Here is a 26,129-nt window from a genome sequence, read left to right as displayed (position 1 = left end):
TATTTGACAATTAATTATCAATCCACGTTGAAATATGAAAGATTTTAAACAACGAACAGGTATCCTCTTATTGCTACTGCCTTTTTTCCTGCTATCCGGCACCGCATTTGGGCAGAAGAATGATTTTCACAGCTGGGCCCCCACACCTCCCATGGGATGGAACAGCTGGGATTGTTTCGGCCCTACGGTAACAGAAGCGGAAGTAAAAGCCAACGCCGATTACATGGCCCGTTACATGAAGCCTTATGGATGGAATTATATTGTAGTAGATATCCGTTGGTATGTGGCCAACGATAAAGCGCATGGTTATAATGAAGATAATCCTGCCTGTAACATGGATGATTACGGGAGATTTTTACCTGCGGAGAACCGCTTCCCTTCTGCGGCCGGCGGCAAGGGGTTCAAGCCATTGGCCGACTATCTGCATGCTAAAGGATTGAAATTTGGTATCCACATCATGCGTGGGATCCCCGTTGCTGCTGTAAAAAAGAATACGCCGGTTAAAGGAACAGATGTAAAGGCAGCGGATATTTATTCTCCCGCTGATCAATGTAAATGGCTGCACGATATGTATACTATTGTACCCGGCAAACCAGGCGCTCAGGAATATTATAATTCGTTGTTTGAGTTGTATGCATCCTGGGGACTGGATTTTGTTAAGGTGGATGATTTGTCGGCGCCTATTTATTTCGATCAGGAAATTGAAATGATCCGCCGGGCTATTGATGGGTGTGGCAGAAAGATCGTGCTGAGTACTTCCCCCGGAGAAACGCCCCTGGCGCATGCCGGTCATGTTCAGCAGCATGCGAATATGTGGCGTACCGTCGATGATTTCTGGGATAGCTGGGAGCCTTTGAAAGCGCATTTTGATGTATTTGAAAGATGGAATAAGTGGAGAGCCTTCGGGGCATATCCCGATGGCGACATGCTGCCACTCGGGCGTATTGGTATCCGGGCAGAAAGAGGCGATCCCAGGATGACCCGCTTTACACGCAACGAACAATATACACTCATGACCCTCTGGGCGATTTTCAGATCGCCGCTGATGTTCGGAGGAAACCTGCCGGATAACGATTCATTTACATTACAGTTGCTTACCAACAAAGAAGTCTTGAAAGTACTGAACTACAGTACAAACAACCGGCCGCTTTTCAACAAGCCGGATAAAGCCGCATGGACCGCAGATGAGCCTGGCACTACAGCACATTACCTGGCATTGTTTAATCTGCAGGAACAAGCCAGCCCGGTGGCGGTTACACTATCAGAACTGGGGATCAGCGGCCAGTGCCGGATCATCGATCTCTGGACAAACAAAACGGTAGGCCGGTTCTCCGGTGAATTTGCACCTGCCATCGGGCCTCACGGCGCAGGTTTGTATAAAGTAGTTCCTGCAAGGTAATATCGTATAATCGTTGCCGTTAGCACACCTGTTTACCGGAGAAACCAGTCGCAATGAGCATTGAAGCCAATCATTTGCCTGGCGCATCTGTTTCTCCGGTAAATCTGCCGGAAAAATAACCCGCTGATTCTCTTTTTTCTTGATTACTTTAGCGTTTAAGTGAACATTGAAAATTATAGCAAGATGAGAATCAGTATAGGTGTTCTGGCGGGTACGCTCCTTGCCAGCAGTTTTTCAGCAGATGCACAATCGGCCTGGAAGTGTTTGCCCGGTGAATCCTGGTGGGGTGGAGCCGTTGAATACGCCGCTAAGGCGCCTTATGGCCACGACTCATTTAGTTTCGATCTCAATGGAGATGTCTCTAACAATCAAAGCGCCGGCCTGCTGATTTCCAACCGTGGAAGATGGATATGGAGCGAACAGCCTTTTGCCTATCATTTCAGGAATGACAGTGTGGTAATCACCCACGCCTCGGGAGAGGTGAAATCCGGAGCAGCCGGCAATTCCCTGGCATCGGCATACCGGCACAGCTCAACTGCTTTCTTTCCTTCTTCCGGAAAATGGCCGGACAGCCTCCTGCTGAAAGCCCCGCAATACAACCTTTGGATAGAGCTGCTCGATAATCCTACGCAGGACAAGGTCATGGCCTATGCCCGGAAACTGCTCGCACATCATTATCCCCCCGGAGTATTGATGATCGATAACCGATGGGAAGCCTATCATGGTGCCTTTGACTTCGACCGCAACACTTTCCCCGAGCCCCGACGGATGATGGATAGCTTACATGCTATGGGCTTCAAAGTAATGTTGTGGACCTGCCCTTTCATCGCTCCCGATAGCAAAATGTACCAGGTACTGCTGGGAAATAAATACCTGCTGCTCGATAATGAAGGTAAAAATCAGCAGGCATGGGAACATCTTTCCAAACCATACATCATTCAATGGTGGGATGGGTTCAGTGCCTGCCTCGATCTGACGAATCCTGATGCCATGCAGTGGCTCCGGCAGCGTTACGATTTACTGCAACAGGAATATCAGGTGGATGGTTTCAAATTCGACGCTGGGGATCCTTATTTCTACGATCATCCCGGCCTGACGGCATATAAAAATGTATTGCCAACCGAGCATTGCCGCCTTTGGGCAACCGTTGGATTAAAATACGCCCTCAACGAATACAGGGCCATGTGGAAGATGGGCGGACAGCCGCTGGTACAGCGCCTTTCAGACAAGGAACATACCTGGAGTGATCTGCAACGGTTGATTCCGGGTACCATTGCACAACAGCTGCTGGGATATACCTTCACCTGTCCGGATATGATCGGCGGAGGACAGTCCGGTTCTTTCAACGAGAAAACGAAAGTAGATCAGCGGCTGTTTGTACGCTCGGCGCAATGCCATGCCCTGATGCCTATGATGCAGTTTTCTGCTGCTCCCTGGAGAGTGCTCGATGATGCCGACCAGCAGGCAGTCAGGAAAGCAGTTACCATCAGGGAGGAGTATCTGCCCTATATCCTGAAAGCAGTAAGCGACGCTGCACGCACTGGTATGCCTGCTGTAAAACCATTGGAGTTCGATTATCCCGGTCAGGGTTATGATACAGTAAAAGATCAGTTCCTGTTGGGTGATGAGCTGATGGTAGCTCCTGTAGTAACACCGGACAATAAACGCAGCGTGGTTTTCCCAAAAGGGAAATGGAGGTACAAAGGCCGGCTGATCAAAGGTCCATCGAAGCAAACATTTGATGTACCATTGGATGAAATATTGGTGTTCCGAAAAGAAATTCCGAATTAGGAATTCTCTACGGAACATACGGTCCTCCCGGTTCTCCCCAGCCCCATTTGGGCATTGGTTGTTCCGGATCAGCATTCACTACGCCATCCTGCGAATTGATCACTGCAATTCTGGTACCCCATTCAATATACGCCACAAAAGCGGAACGGAATTCAGGATCATCCGGTAGCTGTAGTTCATCCGCTGTTTCCAGCAGCAATTCCACCCATCTTTTCCTATGCTGCTCTGTCAGATGTTTGCCCAGGTGCTTCTGAATCATCGCGAAATGAGAGCCTTCGCTACTGCTGTAGGTCTTCGGACCTCCAAAAACTTCTGCAATAAAATGTGCCACATGCAGCTGATGTTCCTTGCTCATATGTTTGAATACCGGGCCCAGCAGCTCATCGGGAACCACTTTCTTGTAGAACTCGTCTGTAAGTTTTTCAAATACCGGCATTCCGCCGGCCCATTCATACAATGATGGAATGTTTTTGCCTGTTGTCATTTTTCTAAGTTAATAAAATCAATAGAGAAAATGACTCCCTGGTTGCAAAAGAGGTGTTGTCAGAAAAACCTTACAGAGTAGAATATTTTTTGTCGGAAGATGGAAAATCGCTTGGGCCCCTTTACGAATTTGTTAGTAGCTGGGGAATCGACTATCTGAAAAAACACGGGATCGATTACATACAGGATCAGCATTTATACAAATGATATTCACCGGCGCAGGCAAGGCATTTACCGATAAAAACGGGCGATAAGCCTAACTGATATTCCTCGCCGCTTCGGGGCTTTTTAGCTTTGTGTACATATTATTCAAATATGAATACACAACTTGCATCCAACGCTATCCGCGAGGCAAACAACGCTGTCTGCAGCGCTTTTGAAACACTGGACTTCAGGGCTGCCGCTGATTACCTGACTCCCGACTGCACGTACGTTACCTTTAATGGTATGTTATTGAGAGGAAGAAATGAATATATACAGGTGCATGAAGAGCTGATGGATAATTTTATGTTCCGGGGCGCCCATCTGGAAGGCTCCATCGACGACATCAGGTTCCTGGACAACAACGTGGCTATAGTAATTGCACATGGCGCCATTCGTTTCCGCTGGCAGAAACAGGCTCCGCAAAGCCGCCAGTCGATCAATACTACAGTGTGGGAAAAGCAACCAGACGGCCGTTGGTTAATGACTTCTTTTCATAACTGTCGTGTGAGGAAAATAGGTGCATTTGCGCGCTGGCTAATGAGAATAGGGAAGAAGTAGTTATCAGCGTCATTTTTGCCGGGCAATCATTGCATACATGTCACCGGCGCCAAAAACAGACGGCCGCTGACCCAGGTGCAGGAAATCGTTAAACCCGGCTTCCCTGAACATATCTTTAAGTGCGGCTTCTGTAACCGGGTAGGGCACCCAGGGATTGGCAGCGCGGCTTTCATATTCCACAATCAGGAAGATACCGTTTTCTTTGAGTGCTGCTTTAAGCCGGTTGATTAGTCTTACTTTATGATCCACATAGTGCAGGGAATTAGCCATTAAGATACCATCCAGGTCCTGCAGGTGTAACTCATTTTTTGCAAAATCCAGGTGCTGCTGGTGTATGGTTACATGCCGGGGATTAGGATGTGCCTCCAGTACCGATTTGGTTTTATCAATGGCATATACGGTACTGTGTACCGGCAACTGGTGGGCCAGCGCGTATGTAAACAGTCCGCTGCCGCAACCAAGGTCCGCCCAGGTCTGTGGCGCTGCATTGGCCGGCTGCTCATATGTTATCAGTGAAATAGCTTCCTGCAATTGCATACGGATATGCTTTATACCGGTAAAGGTATAGAATATACGCTAAATAGAACGTAATCAGCGTGTAAACGGCTGCGTTATATATCTTCCGAAATTAATTTAAAAGTTGCTGTACTTCTTCTTCGTTACGTTTAGCAGCGAGTGACATGGCTGTTTCACCCTGTGCCACAATATTTTTATCAGCTCCTTTTTCCAACAGTAGCCTGACGATGTTTACCAATCCCATTTCGGCTGCCCTATGCAGTGCGGTAAAGCCCCGGTTATCCATGGCATTTATATTCGCGCCTGACGCTATCAGGTACGCTACATGCCCGGCATTTTTGCGTTGTACTGCATGCATCAGGGGAGTGCTGCCTTCGCCGGTCCTCGTGTCTATATCGGCCCCATTTAGCAGCAATTCCCGGAATACGTCGGTATTGTTCTGCACCAGCGCCCAGTACATCGGCGCCATACCATCAGTACCCGGGCAATCCACAGGAATTCCTGCAGCCAGTTGTTGGCGGATACCATCAATATCTCCCCGGGCTGTTGCTATATGCAGGAGCGTATTTGTGCGCAACGGTGTATTGGTTTGTGCCTGGTAAGCGCTGAAAACAGCTATAGTGGCATGCCGGCCATAAAGAGAGAATGCTGTATTGGCCGCCTGGATAGGATGTTCCGCCATTTCCCGGGACACAGGAGCCGGACAGGTTTCGCCGATCACATGGGAAATAAGCAGAAAACGCAGCATAGCCGTGACATCATCCAGCTGCATATCTTCCGGGAAACTACCAGTGATACGAGTGATGTATAAATTATCGGGTTCTTTCACCACATCTGCTATCGCGAAAACATCCCGGAGCCAGCTGCGTACAAAAATGATCTTATCGCGGTGCAAAAAAATCGCCCACTTATCTTCCATGGCAGTAGGTAGAAACATCACGCCGTCAGGTAATATACCGGCTGTGTTGAAACGGATATTGATATCAAAGCTTCTGGCTTCAGCCGGAAGTATGCCTTCGAAAGAAGAGCCATCTTCATCACTGTAAGACATGGCATTTTCCGCGTGCTCCTTTTCCTTTGAGAACGATAGCATTCCATCAGTGACCGGGCGTATATCCAGCACCTGAACTTTCCATGGATTACTGTCGGCCTGAATCCATATTGGCTCAGGCACAGGCTCTTGACCGGTAGCTACCGGTGTTTTTTTTCTTCCGAATATTTTCTTAAAAAAAGACATAGGGTTGGATTATTACAGTTCAAAATACATTAAAAAAATTACCTTCGGCCTATAACTTGTAAAACGAATGGAACTAAAAGATCTACGACCAAAACACTTATGGGAGAATTTCTCGCGACTGAATGCCATTCCCAGGGCGTCTAAAAAGGAAGCGAGGGTAATTGCCTTCATAGAAGATTTCGGTAAAAGCCTGGGCCTGGAAACCCATAGGGACGCCGTAGGAAATGTGATGATACGCAAACCCGCTTCTCCCGGTATGGAAAACCGGCAAACGGTGATCCTGCAATCGCATCTCGACATGGTTCATCAGAAAAACAGCGATTCCGTTTTCGATTTCGATACACAGGGTATTGATATGTATGTAGATGGCGATTGGGTAAAAGCCCGCGGCACTACGCTGGGCGCCGACAATGGTATCGGGGTGGCCACAATTATGTCGATACTGGCCGATAAAGCAGCTGTGCATCCACAACTGGAAGCCATGTTCACCATCGACGAAGAAACCGGGATGACCGGCGCCAAGCAGCTGGATGCCTCTCAATTTACCGGTACCATACTGTTGAACCTCGATACCGAGGAAGAAGAGGAGCTGACCATAGGATGCGCCGGCGGTCTGGATACCAATACCAGCGCTACTTACAATCAGGTAGCTCCTGCGGCTGATATTGTTTCGTTTGCTATAACTGTCAGAGGATTGATGGGAGGCCATTCTGGTATGGATATTAATAAGGGCAGGGCAAATGCAAATAAACTGATGAACCGCTTTCTGTTTAAGGCCAGCGACGCATTTGGTATTCAGCTTGCAAGTCTTGAAGGTGGAAGTTTGCGCAACGCCATTCCCCGCGAATCCACCGCATTGCTGGCGGTTTCCGCGTCGGAAGCACCTGCGTTTACGGCTTTCGTAAAATCGTTTGGAGAAGTGATGAGAGAGGAGTACAAAAGTATTGAACCCGGATTCAAAATGGAATGCAAGCCCGCCGCAAATCCTGCGCTGGTGATGGAAGCTTCGTTCTTCCGGAAAATGCTGAGGGCTGTTTATGCCGCGCCCAATGGCGTTTTCAGAATGAGCCCGGATATACCCGGACTCGTGGAAGCATCTACTAATCTGGCGAAGGTAGTGGTAAAAGAGGGATCCTTTATTACGCAATCCCTGCAGCGCAGCAGTGTTGATTCTACCAAAGAAGATGTAGCCAATGCAGTGAGTGCGGCATTCGAAAATATGGGCTGTGAGGTAGAACAAAGCGGTGAATACCCCGGCTGGAAGCCCGACGCGGATTCCGCTATCCTGAAACAAATGCTGGCGCTTTACAAGGATCATTTCCCGCATACACCTAAAGTAGGTGCGGTACATGCCGGATTGGAATGTGGTATACTGGGTGCACACTTCAATGGCAAACTGGATATGATCTCATTTGGCCCCACTATTCATGGCGCCCATTCACCTGATGAAACCGTGCAGATATCATCTGTAGAGCGCTTCTATAATTATCTGTTGCATATACTTCGGGAAATACCTGTAAAGTAATATTTATACCAGCGGCTTCCGGAACACCAACCGGAAGCCCTGCTGGTATTTTCAATCACTGAGTTGACCGTCAGAAATTTACTTTTACGCTATCCTTTATCCATTGGTCGTTTACACCTACGGAGACGCCATCGCTTCCTCCGGGATAATTAGTGAACAGATTACCACTCAGGTAAGTAACCTGGTTCCGGTTAAGTATTACACTTTGTATGCCCTTTGCGGCTATTCCTTTGCCAGTTGAGTCTAAACATCCAATATCAATAGTTGTGGTAACAGTACCGTTATTCAATTGGTAGACATCAAATTGAAAATTACTGGTCCCCTTCAGTGAATCCGGGATGGGGATTGTTTTGGTATCGTACCAGGGCATCATGCTGCCATTGGTTGCCTGGCCCATTAATATATCAAAATGTGCTGACATTGTTTCATAACCATAACTGAAGCTGAATTTAGATGCATCGTAAGGAATTCTGTCTTTTATAGTAACGTGCACTTTAGAAATAACTCTGTCGAGGTTGGCCGCCTGACTAACGGGACCGGTTACACTGAGTTCCATTTTTTTGTAAAATATATCCGTGGCTCCGTTCTGATCACGGAACGCCAGCGTAGCGGTTGCCGGGAATACGGAATCTCTCGAGGCAAGCAGGGTAATAATATATCTTCCTGCCGGCAATGTATCGAGGATATGACCGAAACCGGTATCACGCCGGATATCCTGGTAAATGCTCCTGATGCCTTTCTGCGTGTTGGCGTCCCATACACGATACAACAGGTAGCCGATCTTTCCGCGTAAACTGTCGATTTCTCTGGCGAAAACAGACTCCGTTGAAAGCTTGCGGGCGTACATGTCGCCGTGCGACTGTGCCCATGCATTTACCGACAGGCTTACCGGATATTTTTTTTCATTGCCACCCGGAGGATTGTTGGAGGAAGGATCCTTTACGCATGCGGTTAGCGACACGAGGGTCAGCAAAACTACAATAGATAGGTTTTTCATTTTGATGTGGTTTAAGTTAATAATGGATATGGTGTTAAAACATATAGGTGTGCTTATCAGGTGTTGATATGGTTATACTGTATCAGTTAATGGTCAGCATCTAAAATAAGAAATCCTTTACGGAAAAGGAGCCGGCTCAGGCGTAGTGTAATTTTCCTGGCTCGAAAAATATCAGGGATAATAGGTGATGGTTCTGATATAAATCCTTTTGATCTTAATCTTAAAAACCTATTTTGTAGCCGGTTAATTCTCTGCGTTATGAAAAACTATTTCAAAGTGAACAAACTTTTCAAGACTGTACTTGCTGCGGTTCTTTTCTCAGCTTGCGGGGAGGCACCCCGGCACCAGCAGCAATGGGTATCGCTGTTTAATGGCAAGGATATCAACGACTGGATCGTGAAGATTCATCATCATGATGTGGGCGATAATTTCGGGAATACTTTCCGGGTGGAAGACAGCATCATCAAAGTGCGGTACGACCAATACGGCGGCAAATTCAATGAGCAGTTCGGACATCTCTATTACAAACAACCTTATTCCCACTATCACCTGAAGTTCGAATACCGCTTCGTGGGCAAATGGGAGCCTACCGCTCCCGAATACACGCTGCTGAACAGTGGCGTGATGTTTCATTCCCAGGATCCACATACCATGCCTAAAGAGCAGGACTGGCCCATTTCCGTGGAGATGCAGCTGCTCGGTGGCCTCGGCGATGGCAAACCCCGTCCTACCGGAAACATGTGTTCCCCTGGTACAAACGTTGTTTACAAAGGCCGGCTGGAACCCGATCATTGTATTCAATCCAGCTCAAAAACTTACGACGGCGATCAATGGGTAAAAGGTGAGCTCATCGTACTCGGCGATTCCCTCGTCACTCATATCATCAATGGCGATACTGTTCTGCAGTACTCCAAGCCTCAGATTGGCGGTGGTGTTGTAAATAACTATGATCCCGCCATTAAAATAGATGGCAAATTGTTATCGAAAGGTTATATAGCCCTGCAAAGCGAAGGCCAGCCGGTGGACTTCAGGAAAATAGAAATTCTGAATCTGGAGAATTAAGCATCAGGAATACAATGACGAATTACGGACCAGGCGAGTGATATATCTTCATTAAAATCACTCGCTTTGGTCCGTAATTTTTTTATTGTTGTACTAATTTCCAGTTCTGTGCTACCGTATTGTTTGCTGTCCAGATTTGTATCTTGGTGCCATTAGCAGTTCCCTGCGCATTTACATCCAGTCTGGAACCCGGAGCACATGCAGGACTGAGCGTGTAATATCCGTTTGCTACCGGAGAGATCAGCCATTTCTGCGCGTTGGTATTGTTGCTGGTATAAATCTGTACCTGTGTTCCATCAGCGGTACCTGAGTTACTGACATCCATAGCCATAGCGGCGGCGTTGGCAGGTTGTAGTTTATAATATCCACTGCCCAGGCTTGTTAGCACCCATTCCTGATTAGTGGAGGTAGGAGTGTTATTGCTCCATAGTTCCACAAGCGTACCATCTGTTGTACCACCCCCGGTTACATCGAGCAAACTGCTATTGTTCACAGCTGAGATAATCTTGTAGGTGCCGCCGGAAACAATACCACCGCCGGCATTGGCGGGATTCATGATTTGTATCGCCTGTCTTGATGCGGCAAAATGAGGCGTATGAAGATAATCGCGGCTCATCCGGTATGCACCTACGCCGATGCCATTGTTCTGGACTACCCACTGGGCGTAACTTAATAAAGATACAGTGGGGGCATCCGTCATACTTGTGCTAAAGTCGTCGCCATTCACCAGGTAAATGAGTTTGTCGGCTCCATACCCGCTTATCAATGGACCAAAATCCTGCGTACCGCTGCCACTCCAGTAATGATTACCATTCACATATGCCTGGAATAACACATAGTCATAATTACTTTTCGTGCCTATATAAGTGTTGTTGTCAGCGGATCCGTCGGTATCATAAAAGAACACCGGCTTTTTTCCCATGCTCAGGGTAGGAGCGGAGGTAGAATTAGGCCCGAAGTATTTCGCTACCGATGCTAACAGGTTAGGAACACTGGCAGCGGATACCTGACCTCCGATGGTCCCAGATTCTATATCCAGATCTATTCCATCCAGCGAGTCGGCTACAATATGTTTGTTGTACATAGCCTGCGCCCAGTGATCGTAGGTGCTGCCGGAATTAGGAATTGTTGCTGTTGAATTGGGCGTTGCGGGATCTTTGGAAGAACCATCGAACCAGGCATCGGATAAAAAGTGGCAGACTACAATCCTTGTTCCTTTCGCCTGTGCCGCGCGCCAGTCGGCCCTGTTGGGATCATTGCCGGCAAAAAATTCGAGGAAGTCAACACTGTCAGGCGAATTTGCAGGATTATAGGCATCCGGACTATCAGCACCATCGCCCACCAGGAAGCCTACAAATATGTGGTGAGGGCTGTTCTTGTAAGTAATAAGACTGCTGGAACCAGCGGTCAACTGGGCGGCCATACTCTTAGTCCCGGTAATCTGATCGGGACCTGCGTTTTGCAATGTTTTTGTGCAGCTGGTCAGCAGGGTAGTCACCGTCATGATAACTCCCAACCAGGTTAACTGTTTTCTGTAAATCATAAGTGGATAGTTTTAAAGTATAGTAATAATGATAAGTGATGACAAGGGTATAACGTCCCCGTTAGTCGTGATAACGGGTACTCATTGCTGATCAGTTGACAATAATTGTGGTAAGCTCCTTCCAGGAAGCGCTGCCAGTCGCTTCTTCCGGTGAGTCATTCCGATGTTGAAAACACAAACAATGCTATTGAAATACTATCAGGCTAACGAGTTATTAATCTTCGGAATGAAACTATGCTCTCGATTTGAATATTAAGTTAAACGTTTTAGCATAAAAAACAAAATTAGGTTTTAAAATGGCGTTAAATTTAATATTGGGCGAAGGTCTGAGAGCAGGCGTATAGCTTAACTGGCATATGCCCCACTTTCAAATGCAGCATTATGACAGATACTCATTGCAGGTAAAATGATATGCCGGATCAGACTTGCAGGTAAAATATGTATATTTAAAGTGGTGCTCATAAAAAACTATGGTACAAACCACTGAACTAATCCCCGCTGCCGCTTTACGGAACCATATCCGCTGTTACAACCTTCGGCAATTTGATACAAATGGTGAGGAAATGTGTAAAGCACTTCCCGCTGCCCCGGGCATATTCCTTTCTTTTTGGCTGAGTGCTGACCCGGTTTATTTTGTTGCAGGAGGACGGGTAACGGCAGTGAATACACGGGAAAGACAGCTATTGGGTATGCAAACCGGCTATGCAGGGCACTTGTCCTTTAGCGGCGGGTATCAGCTATTCGGGATCGAATTTAAGGCCGGAGGATTTCATAGGATATTCGGTACGGAAGTACAGGCAATGACAAACGAATTGCTTGAAGGAGATGCCGTGCTGGGCTCACCGCTGGCATTGCTGCAGGAACAGCTCCAGGAAGCAGGAACCTTGCATGAATTAAAGGAGTTTACAGATCGGTTCCTGTTGTCCTGCCTGTGGAAGAATCCCGGCATCGGCGACTGCCGCATTGATAAAGTAGTGAACCATATTATTGGCGGAAAAGGACTTGTCAACATGGAATGGCTTGCCAACCAGGCGAATATGAGCTTTCGGAGCTTTGAAAATAAATTTTCCCGGCAGGTGGGACTTTCGCCCAAACTGTATTCCCGTATTATCCGTTTTAACCACGCCCTGGCCCTGAAGATGGCCATGCCTGCGGAACGATGGACATCCATCGCCCATGCCTGCGGGTATTACGACCAAATGCATTTTATTAAAGATTTTAAAGCTTTTGCCGGCGAAACGCCCAATACTTTCCTCAAACAAATGCCAACGCTCCGGGAAGATATTACCGTGCTGGGAGCCCCCGATCTTTAACCTTTGTTGCGGAGAATTGCGTTTTTTTACTATTCCATGCCACAGGTATTCGCCATTATTGTGGGATGATAATCATCTCATCAATAGTGAAGAATTGTACAAAATATTACGGCTGGCTGTTCTTTTTTAATATCCTGCTATCAGATGCCGTATACAGCCAGGTTTGCCAGGTAACGATTTCCTCTCACAAAGCCGGAAGAAGCGGCGCCACTGTTGTTCTCGACTACGATAAAACAGCGAAGTTAAACGCTATAACTGGTATCAGCAGCCAGAAAGATATGGCCGGTTCAGTACCGTTGAGCACTTTAAATGGTCTGCAGTTGCCCGTTGGTGGCCTGTTGCAGGTAAATGTCTCCGGGAACGGGACTGGCGGTTTTATTATTACGATGAATGATACTAAAGATTTCGAAACAGGAACAACACATAAAGTAACGATTAATAAGGAAGGGAAAATCGTCAGGTACGACAACTATGCCCCCAACAGTATCCAGCTTTGTGATTACATCTATAACAACAGCGGCGACCTGACTCTTATAAAATGGACATCCAAAAGTTTAGAAGAAAACGGTGTAACCGCGGAAGCGACACTGATCCCCAGCTTTGATGTCAGCAAGTTGGAAGTACTATCAGGCGGAGGACCCATGACCGCTTTTGCGCGGATGCCCTGGCAGTTTATTCCTATGACCAATACGCATTTGTTAACCAGTTATGTGATGACGCAAACATTCCACGTCCCGAAAATGGACGACCGGAAAATTATTACTACCCGTAGTTTATCTTATACTTATGATAAAGCCGGAAGGGTAGCAGCAGTGGCGATGTCTACTGGTAAAGGTGGTAGTCCGAATGTATATGACTTCTCTTATGGAAGTTGTAAGTAAGCGCTGGTTTATCCGCATCGTAAATGCTGAAAATCGAATTATTCTTTGGGTGTATACCTGAAGTTGAAGTATTCCTCTAATGGTCCTGGTCCAACGCTTTTTCTCCTCTTGTTTACGTTGGCTTCCTCTTTAATGGGAAATAATGATTGACCGTATACTCCTGTAACATCCAACGCTTAACAATTCAAAGTTGATGAATTTTTTTATCAAACAATCCACACCAAATGAGAAAAAATGTGCAGCAAATGAGAATTTTTCAATAGAGAAAAAAGTACTGATTTCAGGATGGAGCAAAGACAAGGTTGCCACATCGAGGGGTAAAGGATAGGTAAGAGATAGGTAAGAGATAGGTAAGAGATACCAGATTGAGAACCTTACAATGACTTGTACATCATACAGTTGCGCGTATATGAAAAAAGTGTTATATTACCAAAAGTCAGACAATTCTGATAGTATTTTAACGCCTGATAAAATAAAAAGTTCGAAGGATACCCGATATCAGGAAGCGTTTACAAATTCACCATGCTCCCTGGCGATCTTATTACCCCATGCTGTAATGGCTTCCAGAACGGGAACAAATGTCTTTCCAAAATCAGTTAAGCTATAAATAACCTTTACGGGAGGTTTTTTGCCATAGACTTTTCTCGACACTAACCCATCCTTCTCCAATTGCTTCAATTGCAGACTCAATGTCATTTCTGTAACTGACGGCATTTCTTTACGGAGTTCGCTATATCTTTTTGCCTCATCTTTTAAATGATAAAGAATAACCACCTTCCATTTCCCACCCACCAAATCCATTGTAAGGCTTACTGTACAAGGGTAAATCTTCCCTTTCAGTTTCACATAATCACCAATACATTCTGTTTTCATTTGCTTCTTTTTTAACCTATCCATTTCGATAGTTATTGCAAATGTATTTAACTAAAAATAGTTTTGTGACTAAAATAATTATAGTAAGAATAAAAAAGTACGACGAATGATACAAAAAGATAAACCGTTAATCACGGTTACCGGTATTTTGGGCAAGCAAGGCCTTAGCACCGCGCGTACGCTGTTACAGAGTGGGCGTTATCGGGTACGCGGTATTACGCGCCGGGTGGATGCGCCGGAGGCACTCAGATTGGCCGGACTGGGAGCCGAGCTTATAAATTTACCTCTTGAACCTGGGCATGAAAAAGAGTTTGCAGAAGCATTTCAGGGATCGGATAGCGTTTTCTTAATGACGCCTAACATTGCGCCACCGGCAACTTACGAGCTGGAGTTGGGCAAACAACTGGCTGATGCTGCTGTTGAAGCCGGTGTTCCACATATTGTTTTTAGCAGTTTAGAGAACGTAGATAAAATTACCAACGGGAAAAAATTTGCCCCGCATTTTACCGATAAGGCTAACATCGAAGCATATATCCGTACACTGCCAGTCAGTAGTTCTTTTATTTACATGGCGTTCTTCTACACGAATCTGATTGAATTCTATACACCAGTCATGAAAGGAGATACGCTTGTATTTCCTGTTTATTTACCTGAAGACTTCCGTGCACCCTTTGTTGACCCTCTTACTGCCACTGGCCCCGCTGTTTTGGAAATTATATCGAATCCGGATCTGTATGCTGGCAAATCTCTCCCTGTTATCGGGGATTTTATTTCTCCCCGGGAAATGGTCGATACTTTTATCAGCGTAACTGGCAGGAAAGCTGTATATAGTGCTGCATTTACGCGGGAGGAATTGTTGCATCATTTTCCGCAATTCAGTTCAAATGAGATGCTGGTACAGGAAATTACAGGGATGGTAGAATATGCAGTAGAATATGGATATTTCAGGGAAGACCGTGACCTGCTGTGGAGCAGAAGGATAAATCAAAATACCCTCAATTGGGAACAATTTTTACGTACCACTGGATGGAAAGGTCAAAAGATTTCATATTGATTAGGTTATCTCTATTTTCTCTGTAATCAACCTGCAAATCCTCACAAACTCCCTGCAATCTTTTTCCGATAGCACCTGCTGTATCTGCAACGACATCGTTTTTCGCATCTTCTTAGCCTGGCTTACCAGCTTTACAGCTTTGGCCGTCACAGCGTTGTAATAAATACGCCTGTCGGTTTCGTCGCGTTTCTGAACAATAAGACCATCCTCCATTAACTTCTTTATATGACGCGATACAGCAGGAGGGGAGATCCGGAACTGCCTCGCCAGATCGCCTGTACTGGTGTGCCCGTTCCGGATGATCGCATCCAGAATCAGGTATTGCGTGGCACTCAGTTTCTCCGAACTGAATTTATTGACCTGCGCTATAATTAAACATTGCAGATCTGTATAAGCCTGTTCGAACTGATCTGCTACTGGTGGCTTCGGCATATTTTTATTTGTTAACAAAGTTAATGATTAACTTTGTTAACTATTTAAATTTTTTAGAGAGATGGGAAAACGAGATATGATCATTGTTAAAGGCGCCAGAGAGAATAACCTTAAAAATATTGATGTCAGCATACCAAAGAGGCAGATCACCGTGTTAACGGGCGTGTCCGGATCGGGGAAATCATCGCTCGTGTTTGATACGATTGCCGCGGAGGCACAACGCCAGCTGAACGAAACTTTCAGTAGCTTCATCCGTCACAGATTGCCTCATTACGGGCAGCCCGAGGCAGACCTGCTGGAAAACCTGAGCCCTGCTATTATTGTTGATCAGAAACAGATACGTGGAAATGCCCGCTCTACGGTAGGTACCACTACCGATATTGCATCGTTGCTGCGACTGCTGTTTTCCCGTATAGGCAGGCCTTTTGTCGGATACTCACATGTATTCTCCTTTAATCATCCGGAAGGTATGTGTCCTGTTTGTAATGGCATAGGCTCAGTAACTACCGTCGATATCAACAAATTGTTCGACCGGAATAAATCGCTGAATGAAGGCGCCATCCGTTTCCCCGCTTTCGGTCCCGGTACCGCATTGTGGAAACGGTACGTCATGTCGGGCTATTTCGATAACAATAAACCACTGAAACAGTATTCTTACAATGAGTGGCAGCTGTTACTTTATTCGGAGGAGATCAAACCCGCTAATCCGGCGCCCGGATGGTGGCCTTCTGCTAAATACGAAGGTGTTATTCCGCGTTTTACTAAACGCTTCCTGGATAAGGAGCCGGAAGAAGATAAGAAAACACTGCAGGCAGCCCTGAAACAGGTGGTGACCAGAGGTGAATGTGCTACATGCAGCGGCACCCGGCTAAATGAAAAAGTGAGGAGTTGTCGCATCAACGAACGAAATATCGCCGATTATGCCATCTTGCAAATCAGCGATCTTATTCACGAAATAGAAAGCATCACTGATCCTCTGGCAGTAACCATGGTAGCGGCCATCAGGGAAAGGCTGACCCACATGATTAATATCGGCCTCGGATACCTCAGCCTCAGCAGGGAAACTGCTACACTCTCCGGCGGAGAATCGCAACGCGTGAAAATGGTGCGCCACCTCGGTAGCAGCCTCTCCGATATGCTCTATATTTTCGACGAACCAAGCACCGGTCTGCATGCCCGCGATGTTCACCAACTCAATGAGCTCATGCAACAACTCCGGGACAAAGGAAATACAGTACTCGTTGTAGAACACGACCCGGATGTGATTACCATCGCAGACCATATTATCGACATGGGGCCGGGAGCAGGTAAACACGGCGGCGAAATAGTATTCCAGGGCTCAGTAAAAGGACTGATACAATCAGCCACCCTTACTGGCGCCTGCTTACGCAAGCAACTACCGGTCAACCGCCCTGTCAGAAAGGCTTCCGGCTTCCTCGAAATCAGGGGCGCCGTTCTGCACAACCTCCGTGACGTGGATATCGATATCCCCACCGGCGTGCTGACGGTGGTAACCGGTGTAGCCGGCTCCGGAAAGAGCAGCCTGATTAACGGCGTTTTGCCTCGCCTGTACCCCGAAACGGTTTGCATCAACCAGAATGCTATCCCGGGTTCGGTACGGTCTAACCCCGCCACCTATACCGGAATGGCTGATGCGATCCGCCAGCTGTTTGCCCGCAGCAATAAAGTAAACGCGGGCATGTTTACCTTTAACGGCGCCGGCGCATGCCCCGCCTGTAAAGGACTGGGCGTCACCTACACCGATCTGGCATTTATGGATGCTATGGCAAGTACCTGCGAAGTATGCCATGGCAAACGTTTTACAGAAGAGGTACTGCAATATAGACTCAGAGGAAAGAACATCGACGAAGTATTCAAACTGAATGTAGAAGAAGCCCTGAGCTTTTTTGAGGAAACAGACATCAATAATACACTGCAACGGCTACACGAAACCGGGCTGGATTACCTCACCCTCGGGCAACCACTGGATTCACTTTCCGGCGGAGAACGTCAACGTATCAAACTGGCAACAGAGCTGGGGAATAGCGGCAGCATTTATGTGCTCGACGAACCTACCACCGGACTTCACCTCTCGGACGTCGACCGCCTGATTGGCCTGCTGAACAAACTGGTGGATGGCGGCAGTACGGTCATCGCTATTGAGCATAACCTGGATGTGATCAGTGTGGCCGACTGGATCATCGACATGGGGCCGGGCGCCGGCCGCGATGGCGGCAAGGTGGTGTTTGCAGGCACTCCTGCCGGAATACTCAACTGTGAACACTCACAAACAGGCATCTATCTGAAAAAATATATCCGGCAAAAATCGTAAGCCACTGTATTTTCATCGCAGAATATCAGATTCCTCCGCAAAATTCACTATCTTTTCGGCGCAAATTTTATGTTACGCATCCATCGGAGATAACCACGCAAATTCCTGTACAATTTTTATGAAACTTATCCGGAGATCGCTCTATGCTGATGAAATACGTGCCTTGAATAAATTGAAAAGATTATTGTCGAAGAGAAAAAAATCCAGGTACCGGGCTTACCACTTCCTGTTCATATTGCTGACAGGAATTGCGTTTGCTGATGCTGCCCTGTGGATAGGCAAAGGGCTGGGGTTATTCGTCATGGGAACACTGGCCGTGCTGTGCTTCATATTTGTGATCATGGCGCCCTATGAAATTTTCAAAGAGCGCCGGCTGCGTCAGAAACGACTGATGAAAGTTAATCAGCTGCTGATGGATAATGAACTGGAAGTGACCCTGGTCAAAGCTTTGCAGGTAGCTGTTGCCCCAGAGTATGAAGATGAAGGCGATCTTTATATGGTGGAATTTGAAGAAGACAATATCCTGTATCTGTGGGATGCTGATTTCCGCCTGAGAAAAGGTTTTCCCTGCCAGACTTTCGAAATCTATAAGAATGATTACCATCGGCTAACCAACAGAACTGTTCACCGGCTGGGTGGAACAATAGCTCCGCAATTCATCGAACCAGGGCTCAAATGGAAATACCTGAAAAGGTACGGAAGCCCGGCGCATATGTCAACAGAGCATATACGCTTCGATGATCTGATGAACAGGTTTAATTGACGTTCGATTGATATAATCTATAAATAAAGGTCGCGGGTACACTTATCCCGTGACCTTTGCTTTTTTACAGGATAGTGCAGGATGGTCCATGACAGAGCAGGTTGCTGAAGCGGTTTTTTGCTGGTAATATTGGGTACTTTATCTGCCGTCTGGGAATTCTTGTACACACTATTTTGGAATGAGCACTTTCGCCGCAGCAGCAGGTAACAATCGGCACTTCAGATTCCACTATATGAAAAAAGCGCTACTAAAGTATTGCTGTTGCTCCCTTATACTCATGTCTACTGGCGCAAGTGTGCTGGGTCAGCAGCCTCTTGAAAATTACTCCGCCTCATTGCCTGCTACGGACGCACTGGGCAGGAAATTACCAACTTATGAAGAAGCCGGTCCACTTAAATCTGATCGTTTCGTAGGTATGTTCTACTGGACCTGGCATGCCGAAATGGCCAGGAAACTGAAACCGGTCAATACCACTGCTTTCCTGCAGCAACATCCCGGTGCTTTGGCTAATTTCAATGATCCCGCCTGGCCGAAAAAGGATGTACAGTTTTTCTGGAATGAGCCTTTATTCGGATTCTATTCCAACCTCGATAAATGGGTGGTTTGGAAACATGCGGAAATGCTGGCAGATGCAGGTGTGGATATGATCATGTTCGATTGTACCAATGGCGACCTGGTCTGGAAATCTGCGTATGTGCGTCTCTGTGAGGTGTTCAGCGACGCGAGGAAAAATGGTATCAGAACCCCGCAGATCGCGTTTATGCTGCCTTTTGGCGCAACAGAGGGTTCTAAAAGTGCCATCAATCAGTTGTATAACGATTTGTATAAACCCGGTTTGTATAAAGACCTGTGGTTTATGTGGAAGGGTAAGCCCCTGATCATGGCCTATGAAGAAAACATCGACAATCCCGACATCAAAAATTTCTTCACCTTCCGCCCCGGACAGCCGGTGTATAATAAAGGTCCACAGCGAAACGACCATTGGGGATGGCTGGAAATCTACCCTCAGCACGGGTTTGCGAAGGATGCCAACGGTACCTTCGAACAAATGACGGTGGGCGTTTCCCAGAACTGGACCAAAGCCAACGGACTGAGTGCAATGAATGCACCGGGATCGTTTGGCCGGAGCTATACCGACAAACATGGCCAGGATCCCAGGCCCGATGCACATAACTACGGGCTCAACTTCCAGGAACAGTGGGATCACGCCCTTACACAGCCTGTGCAACTGATTTTTGTTACCGGCTGGAACGAATGGGTGGCCGGAAGATATGATACCTGGCAGGGACAGCCCAATGCGTTCCCCGACGAATTTGACACCGAACGCAGCAGGGATATTGAACCAATGAAAGGTGGTCATCTCGATAATTATTATTACCAGCTGGTATCCAATATCCGCCGCTTTAAGGGAATGCCGGCACCGGAGAAAGTTTCACCGGAAAAAAGCCTGCAGATCGACGGACAGTTCAGCGACTGGCAGGACGTATTACCCCGTTATACCGCCCACAAAGGCAGCACTCTCCACCGCGACGCAGATGGTTATGCAGGCACTCATTATATTAATAATACCGGCCGCAATGATATCATAGCTGCCAGGGTAGCGCGGGATAAAAAATATGTATACTTCTACGTGGAAACCGCGGAAAACCTGACGCCTGCCAACAGCCCGCGCTGGATGCGGCTGTTCATCGATACCGACCGTAACAAAAAATCAGGTTGGGAAGGATACGACTATGTCATTAACAGGGTCACGCCGGGTAAAAAAGCCATATTGGAAAAATCAATAAGGGGATGGAATTGGAAGAAAGTGGCAGAGATAGATTATCAATACACAGGTAACCAGCTGGAACTACGTATCCCAAGAAAGTTGCTGGAAGGAAAAGAGAGTCACCTCAATTTTGAATTCAAATGGTCGGATAATATGCAACAGGAAGGAGATGTCATGGACTTCCTGGTAAATGGAGATGCAGCGCCTTCCGGCCGTTTTAACTACCTGTACAAAGAAGAAGAGTAAATATCCACGTTTTTATTAAGTAAAAGTTTATCAGACCAAAATCATCTTTCGACAGTCTAAAAAAGACCACGACATGAGAAACATGTGTAAACAACACTGGGCAATGCTATGCTTGTTCCTGGCAGCAGTCTGTTGTTCCTGGCCATCACTGGCACAAGTCAGGATCAATGTTACAGGAACTGTGGTAGATTCCACCGGTACCATACCCCTGCCAGGGGTAACCGTTAAAGTAGACGGCGCTGCCACCGGCTCCCAAACCGATGCAAAAGGTAAGTTCTCTCTTAATGCTTCGCCGGATGCCATTCTTGTATTCACCTACATCGGCTACAACCGCAAGGTAGTAGCGGTAGGTGGCCGAACCAATCTTTATGTACCACTGTCAGCCACCAACGAGAAACTGAATGAAGTAGTGGTGGTAGGTTACGGACAACAGAAGAAAGTATCCGTTACCGGCGCCGTTGCTGCTGTTGGCCCGAAGGAGCTGAAACAAAGCTCCTCCGCCAATATCGCCAACGCGCTGGCCGGGCGTTTGCCAGGTCTTACCTCCATCCAGTCGGCCGGCGGCCAGCCTGGTCGCGATGATGCTACCATGTACCTGCGTGGCGCCGGTACTGTTAATGGGAAAAGCCCGCTGATCCTTATCGACGATGTGCCCCGCGATAACCTGCGTACCATCGATCCAAACGAAGTGGCTTCTATCTCCATTCTTAAAGATGCCTCTGCTACCGCCGTTTACGGGGTAAGAGGCGCCAACGGCGTTATCCTGATCACCACCCGCCGGGGACAACCAGGCCGCGCTGAACTCAATGTTACTGCCGATCAGAGCTTCTCCGCATTTACCCGGGAACCCGAACGCCTGCACTCCCTCGAGTACATGGCTCTGCGTAATGAAGCTTCCGCTAACGATAATATGCCCCTGCCTTTTCCTAAGGAGATAATGGATAAATACGCCAACCCGTTGGCCGGACTGGATCCTAAAGATCCTGATTACGCACAGAAAGCAAAGGTGAGAGAATATATGTACCCTGATCACGACTACTACCGTGAATTCGCCAAAAGATTCGCGCCGCAGACCAGGGTGAACATGAACCTCTCCGGCGGAACCGATAAGGTATCTTATTTTGCCAATGCTGGTTTCCTGCACCAGGGTGGTAATATCAAAACAGAGTCACCTTCACAGCTGGGATACAATCCCACCTTTAAAATGGACCGGTACAGCTTCCGCACCAATCTCGATTACAGGATTACTTCTTCACTGAAAGCATTCCTGAACATCGGTTCCTATATCGAAAAAGTGAATATGCCTTCCGCTGGTACTTACCCCGGATCGTCCACCGACTGGATGATGTCCGACATCATTTATCAGGCCCAGACCATTTTGCCTATTACCCCAGGTCCTACTACCATCGCAGGATTCGGTGTACCGGAAGGAAAGGTCGTAGATCCGGGTTATCTGGACCGGTCGGCGTTCGAAGTCATAAACCGCCAGGGATACCGTAAGGAAGTACGTTCCAACCTTAACAGCACGCTTGGGTTACAATGGGATCTTAGCAGCCTTGTTACCCGCGGCCTGAGCCTGAAGGGAATGATCTCCTACGATTCCAGGGCTACTACCGCCATGCAGGGATATAAAACAGAACAATTGTACACCGCACTTATTAATTATGCTACCGACGAGCTAAGTTACACGCTGAAACGTGCCAACGATGGCCGCATATCCCTGGTTAAAGGAGCGGACTCACGCTACAATATCAATATGCAGGGAAGCATCCTCTACAACCGGACGTTTGGCGGCAAACACGCTGTAGGCGGCCTGATACTGGCGCAACGCGATTACTGGGAAACCACGGGAGGCGACATTCCGTTCAATGTAATCGGTCTTTCCGGCAGGGCCACCTATGCGTATGATAACCGTTATTTGGTGGAATTCAATTTCGGTTATAATGGCTCTGAACAATTTGCTCCCACTAAACGATTTGGCTTTTTCCCCGCGGTGTCCGCAGGCTGGGTTGCCAGCAATGAAGCCTTCCTGAAAGGTAACAACGTGATCACCAATCTGAAACTGCGTGCCTCTTACGGTAAAGTAGGTAACGATAAACTGGGCACCTCAGACCGTTTCCTTTATTTAAGTGACATCACCGTAGGCGGCGGCCCGTTGCCAAGCCTGGGTGGTGGTATCAATCAGGGTTTGCTGGCTAACCCCAGGATTACCTGGGAAACTGCTAAAAAACAAAACTATGGTATCGACCTGGAGCTATTCGGCGACCTGGGAATTACTTTCGATTATTTCCTGGAAAACCGCTCCGATATCCTGTACAGTCGTGGAACCGTACCTCAGCTACAGGGGGTGCCGCTTAATAATATTCCTAAGCTAAACCTCGGTGTGGTTGATAATAAGGGATTTGAAATAGAACTGAATTATCATAAGAATATCACCAAAGATTTCCAGGTAATGTTCAAGGGCAACTTCGGATATAATCATAATGTCGTGAAATTCCTCGACGAACCCATCAACAGCGATAAATACGCCTATCGCTACCGCAATACTGGTTACTCGATCGGACAGTCATGGGGATATAAAATAGACTATAGTAACGGTAACGGTTACTTTAATTCAAAAGAAGAGCTCGACAAGTTCCTCTCACATACAACTTATGGTTTCGGAACACCTAGAGTAGGCGATTTTATTTATAAAGACCTGAACGGCGACGGCGTGATAGACGACAAAGACCTGGCGCCAATCAAATACAGTAGCATACCAGGTATTATTTATGGCGCGGGCCTGAACCTCGGCTACAAGGCTTTCGAATTCAGCATCTTCTTCCAGGGCGTAGGTCAGTATTCATCGAACTATGCGAACCAGGGAGTATACGAGAATATCAAGCAGGGAACGTACTTCGACTATCACGAGCATGCGTGGACGGCAGAGCGGTATGCAAAAGGAGAGAAGATCACTTATCCTGCGCTGAGCACCGGTACCACTACCAACCACCAGGCCAATGATTTCTTTATCATGGACCGGTCGTTTGTACGCCTGAAAAACCTGGAGCTGGCATATAATATTCCGCCCTCATTGCTGAAACAGGCTGCTATAAAGGGCATTCGGGTATACGTAGGAGGCCAGAACCTTTTCACCTGGGATAAGTTGAAGATGGGGCACCTTGATCCGGAAACCAATAACTCTATCGGCTATACGGTAACCAAGATGTTCAGCTTCGGACTAAACGCTACTTTCTGATCTTCTAACAATTGACGATATGAAAACGATCTACATATATTGTATACTGGTACTGCTGCTGGCTACTGGCGCCTGTAAAAAGGCCCTGGATAGTGCTCCCGATGGCAAGATCTCGATTAACGATGTTTTTGCAGACAGTGTTAAAGTAGGTGATTTCTTAAATACCTGTTATAATAACCTGCCTGCAAAAGGTGTACGCTACTTTTTCTGGAGCCGAGGTCCCGTGGAGTGGAGCGATGAGGCATGGGACACCGATGCGGAAGCGGAACCCTGGATCATGTCAGGCCGTATGTACAATGGCGATGCTTCTGCAGGAAGCAATCCTATTAACGATATCAGCAGCGACATGGGCAACGGCGATTACTGGGGCCGCTACTGGAACTCTATACGCAACTGCGCATTATTCATTAGCCGCATCGATACTGCTAAGGTAGGCTCGGACAGAACCCGCAAACGCTGGAAAGCAGAGGCCCGCCTCCTGAGAGCATTCTATTATGCAGAACTGCTCAAGTGGTTTGGGGCGTCGCTCCCTATTGAAAGAACGGTGTATAATTTCACGGACGACTTCTCCAAGCTGAAAAAAGAAAGCTACTACAACGTGGTAAAGTTCATTATGGAAGACTGCGACGCTGCCCTGGCAACGGATGAACTGCCCTGGCGTATTACCACCAATGCTGAAGGTGGCCGGGTGAACAAAGCCCTGGCTGAAGCGCTCAAATCGAGAATGATCCTTTTCGCTGCCAGTCCGCTTTATAACGACGGACAGAATCACTGGGATGAAGCATATACCATCAATAAAACATCGCTGGCCAACCTGAGAGCACAAGGCTTTGCGCTCTATAACAAAGTAAATCTTCCGCAAACTTATTTGTCGGACGATGCTTATCTGGGGCCAAATAAAGAGGTACACACCGCCCTCTATAACGAGTATTTCACGCAAACAATGGCGTATTCTGCCAATCCCATAGATAAGGAAACGCTTTATCAGAGCCGCGACGGACAAGGGAATATATGGGATATCGATGGCATTGGCGCACAGGATGGCTATAAAGCCGGTACCTGCCCGACGCAGGAGCTGGTGGATGCTTATGAAACCGCAGATGGACAGCCGGTACTGGACATGGATAAACCTTACCTCGATGAAAAGCATACACAGCCCAATTATAACAAAGCAAATACGCTTTATGACCCTAACAAGCCATACGATAATCGTGACCCCCGTTTTTATGCGTCCATTTATTACAATGGGTCCAGAAGAAAGGCCTGGTGGGGATTTTCAGAGGTGAAAGAGTCGTACGAAAACTATCCGGCTCCTGCAGGCAACCGCGCACGTGTGATAGCCACCTATGTAGGAGAGCCACAGACAGGTATTTCCGGCTCTGTGAGAAAGGCCACCCGCACCGGTTATTTCGAACGAAAATTCCTGCATCCCAATTCCGGCAACGACAATCCCATAGGCGGTGCTAATTACAAATACTTCCGCCTCGGTGAGGTGATACTCAATTTCGCAGAAGCCGCTGCTGAAGATGGAAAACTGGATGAAGCTGCTGCCGCTGTGAATGAAATCCGCGCCAGAGTTGGAATGCCGCCGCTGCCGCCACTTTCAAAGGAGAACCTGATAAAGCGTATCCACAGCGAACGTCGAGTGGAACTGGCGATGGAAGAACACCGCTTCTTTGATGTAAGACGCTGGTCTTCGCCTTCCGGCGACCTTTCCCAGACGGACAAGTGGGTAACCGCTATGGAAATTACCCGCAACGCTGATGGCACGTATGCGTATAAACGCCGTGTTGTGAGAGACAATGAACGGAGGAACTACACCAATAAATTCCTCGTTATGCCCATTCCACTGGCAGAGGCGAACCGTTTGTTGTCTATCACCGGCGCTAACTGGCAGAACCCCGGTTGGTAATG

20 protein-coding genes are annotated in these 26,129 nt (G+C 47.4%); 13 read left to right on the top strand and 7 right to left on the bottom strand.

The genetic code is table 11. The annotated features are described in order from the left end of the window. The first annotated feature begins 34 nt into the window (after positions 1-34). Together UNH61_RS14550 and UNH61_RS14545 are read left to right on the top strand one after the other, a co-directional pair. The gene (locus UNH61_RS14550; RefSeq protein ID WP_326992679.1) at positions 35-1,399 is read left to right on the top strand and encodes a glycoside hydrolase family 27 protein; all 1,365 of its coding nucleotides are present in this window, start codon (positions 35-37) and stop codon (positions 1,397-1,399) included. Between the two features lie 183 nt (positions 1,400-1,582). Continuing rightward, entirely contained in the window at positions 1,583-3,190 is a 1,608-nt protein-coding gene (locus UNH61_RS14545; RefSeq protein ID WP_326992678.1) for a glycoside hydrolase family 31 protein, read from the top strand. 7 nt (positions 3,191-3,197) lie between these two features. Here the strand turns inward: UNH61_RS14545 and UNH61_RS14540 are convergent, their stop codons facing one another. Next, positions 3,198-3,674 carry a group II truncated hemoglobin gene (locus UNH61_RS14540; protein ID WP_326992677.1) on the bottom strand — a complete coding sequence of 159 codons (477 nt, stop codon included), beginning with the start codon at positions 3,672-3,674 and terminating at the stop codon, positions 3,198-3,200. Between the two features lie 314 nt (positions 3,675-3,988). Here UNH61_RS14540 and UNH61_RS14535 point away from each other — a divergent pair, with 314 nt between their 5' ends. Next, positions 3,989-4,435, top strand: a complete 447-nt coding sequence (locus UNH61_RS14535) for an SgcJ/EcaC family oxidoreductase (protein ID WP_326992676.1) — start codon at positions 3,989-3,991, stop codon at positions 4,433-4,435. 9 nt (positions 4,436-4,444) lie between these two features. Here UNH61_RS14535 and UNH61_RS14530 read toward each other — a convergent pair whose 3' ends face one another. Both UNH61_RS14530 and UNH61_RS14525 read right to left on the bottom strand, forming a co-directional pair. Continuing rightward, the gene (locus tag UNH61_RS14530) at positions 4,445-4,972 is read right to left on the bottom strand and encodes a class I SAM-dependent methyltransferase (RefSeq protein ID WP_326992675.1); all 528 of its coding nucleotides are present in this window, start codon (positions 4,970-4,972) and stop codon (positions 4,445-4,447) included. Between the two features lie 91 nt (positions 4,973-5,063). Further along, entirely contained in the window at positions 5,064-6,188 is a 1,125-nt protein-coding gene (locus UNH61_RS14525) for an ankyrin repeat domain-containing protein (protein WP_326992674.1), read from the bottom strand. Positions 6,189-6,255: 67 nt separating this feature from the next. Here UNH61_RS14525 and UNH61_RS14520 point away from each other — a divergent pair, with 67 nt between their 5' ends. After that, positions 6,256-7,713: an aminoacyl-histidine dipeptidase gene (locus UNH61_RS14520; RefSeq protein ID WP_326992673.1), complete on the top strand. Its 1,458-nt coding sequence runs from the start codon at positions 6,256-6,258 to the stop codon at positions 7,711-7,713. A gap of 70 nt (positions 7,714-7,783) precedes the next feature. On the opposite strand, the gene UNH61_RS14515 is transcribed toward UNH61_RS14520, so the two are convergent. Next, positions 7,784-8,710 (bottom strand): hypothetical protein, encoded by a 927-nt coding sequence (locus UNH61_RS14515; protein ID WP_326992672.1) that lies wholly within the window; start codon positions 8,708-8,710, stop codon positions 7,784-7,786. 258 nt (positions 8,711-8,968) lie between these two features. Between UNH61_RS14515 and UNH61_RS14510 the strand changes: the two genes are divergently transcribed. Continuing rightward, positions 8,969-9,772: a DUF1080 domain-containing protein gene (locus tag UNH61_RS14510; protein WP_326992671.1), complete on the top strand. Its 804-nt coding sequence runs from the start codon at positions 8,969-8,971 to the stop codon at positions 9,770-9,772. A gap of 82 nt (positions 9,773-9,854) precedes the next feature. Here the strand turns inward: UNH61_RS14510 and UNH61_RS14505 are convergent, their stop codons facing one another. Beyond that, entirely contained in the window at positions 9,855-11,315 is a 1,461-nt protein-coding gene (locus UNH61_RS14505) for an RICIN domain-containing protein (RefSeq protein ID WP_326992670.1), read from the bottom strand. Between the two features lie 470 nt (positions 11,316-11,785). Between UNH61_RS14505 and UNH61_RS14500 the strand changes: the two genes are divergently transcribed. Together UNH61_RS14500 and UNH61_RS14495 are read left to right on the top strand one after the other, a co-directional pair. After that, on the top strand, positions 11,786-12,628 hold the full coding sequence (locus UNH61_RS14500; RefSeq protein ID WP_326992669.1) for a helix-turn-helix domain-containing protein: 843 nt from the start codon (positions 11,786-11,788) through the stop codon (positions 12,626-12,628). An 86-nt stretch (positions 12,629-12,714) separates the two neighbouring features. Beyond that, positions 12,715-13,509: a hypothetical protein gene (locus UNH61_RS14495; RefSeq protein WP_326992668.1), complete on the top strand. Its 795-nt coding sequence runs from the start codon at positions 12,715-12,717 to the stop codon at positions 13,507-13,509. 498 nt (positions 13,510-14,007) lie between these two features. Here the strand turns inward: UNH61_RS14495 and UNH61_RS14490 are convergent, their stop codons facing one another. After that, positions 14,008-14,382, bottom strand: coding sequence for a helix-turn-helix domain-containing protein (locus UNH61_RS14490; protein WP_326992667.1), 375 nt, complete (start codon positions 14,380-14,382; stop codon positions 14,008-14,010). A gap of 106 nt (positions 14,383-14,488) precedes the next feature. Between UNH61_RS14490 and UNH61_RS14485 the strand changes: the two genes are divergently transcribed. After that, entirely contained in the window at positions 14,489-15,436 is a 948-nt protein-coding gene (locus tag UNH61_RS14485) for an NmrA/HSCARG family protein (RefSeq protein ID WP_326992666.1), read from the top strand. Here the strand turns inward: UNH61_RS14485 and UNH61_RS14480 are convergent, their stop codons facing one another. Beyond that, complete coding sequence (locus UNH61_RS14480) at positions 15,437-15,868, bottom strand: MarR family transcriptional regulator (protein WP_326992665.1); 432 nt, start codon at positions 15,866-15,868, stop codon at positions 15,437-15,439. It lies immediately after the preceding gene. 61 nt (positions 15,869-15,929) lie between these two features. Here UNH61_RS14480 and UNH61_RS14475 point away from each other — a divergent pair, with 61 nt between their 5' ends. From UNH61_RS14475 to UNH61_RS14455, 5 genes are all read left to right on the top strand, one after another. After that, entirely contained in the window at positions 15,930-18,200 is a 2,271-nt protein-coding gene (locus tag UNH61_RS14475; RefSeq protein ID WP_326992664.1) for an excinuclease ABC subunit UvrA, read from the top strand. A 118-nt stretch (positions 18,201-18,318) separates the two neighbouring features. Then, entirely contained in the window at positions 18,319-18,963 is a 645-nt protein-coding gene (locus tag UNH61_RS14470; RefSeq protein ID WP_326992663.1) for a hypothetical protein, read from the top strand. A 232-nt stretch (positions 18,964-19,195) separates the two neighbouring features. Further along, positions 19,196-20,977 carry a hypothetical protein gene (locus tag UNH61_RS14465; protein ID WP_339071672.1) on the top strand — a complete coding sequence of 594 codons (1,782 nt, stop codon included), beginning with the start codon at positions 19,196-19,198 and terminating at the stop codon, positions 20,975-20,977. Between the two features lie 73 nt (positions 20,978-21,050). After that, positions 21,051-24,215, top strand: coding sequence for a TonB-dependent receptor (locus UNH61_RS14460; RefSeq protein ID WP_326992661.1), 3,165 nt, complete (start codon positions 21,051-21,053; stop codon positions 24,213-24,215). A 19-nt stretch (positions 24,216-24,234) separates the two neighbouring features. Continuing rightward, on the top strand, positions 24,235-26,127 hold the full coding sequence (locus UNH61_RS14455; RefSeq protein WP_326992660.1) for a RagB/SusD family nutrient uptake outer membrane protein: 1,893 nt from the start codon (positions 24,235-24,237) through the stop codon (positions 26,125-26,127). The last annotated feature ends 2 nt before the right edge of the window (positions 26,128-26,129 follow it).

Origin of the sequence: Chitinophaga sp. 180180018-3 (assembly GCF_037893185.1) — a bacterium.
In the GTDB taxonomy this organism is placed as follows: domain Bacteria; phylum Bacteroidota; class Bacteroidia; order Chitinophagales; family Chitinophagaceae; genus Chitinophaga.
This window is presented reverse-complemented; position numbering and strand designations above follow the sequence as displayed.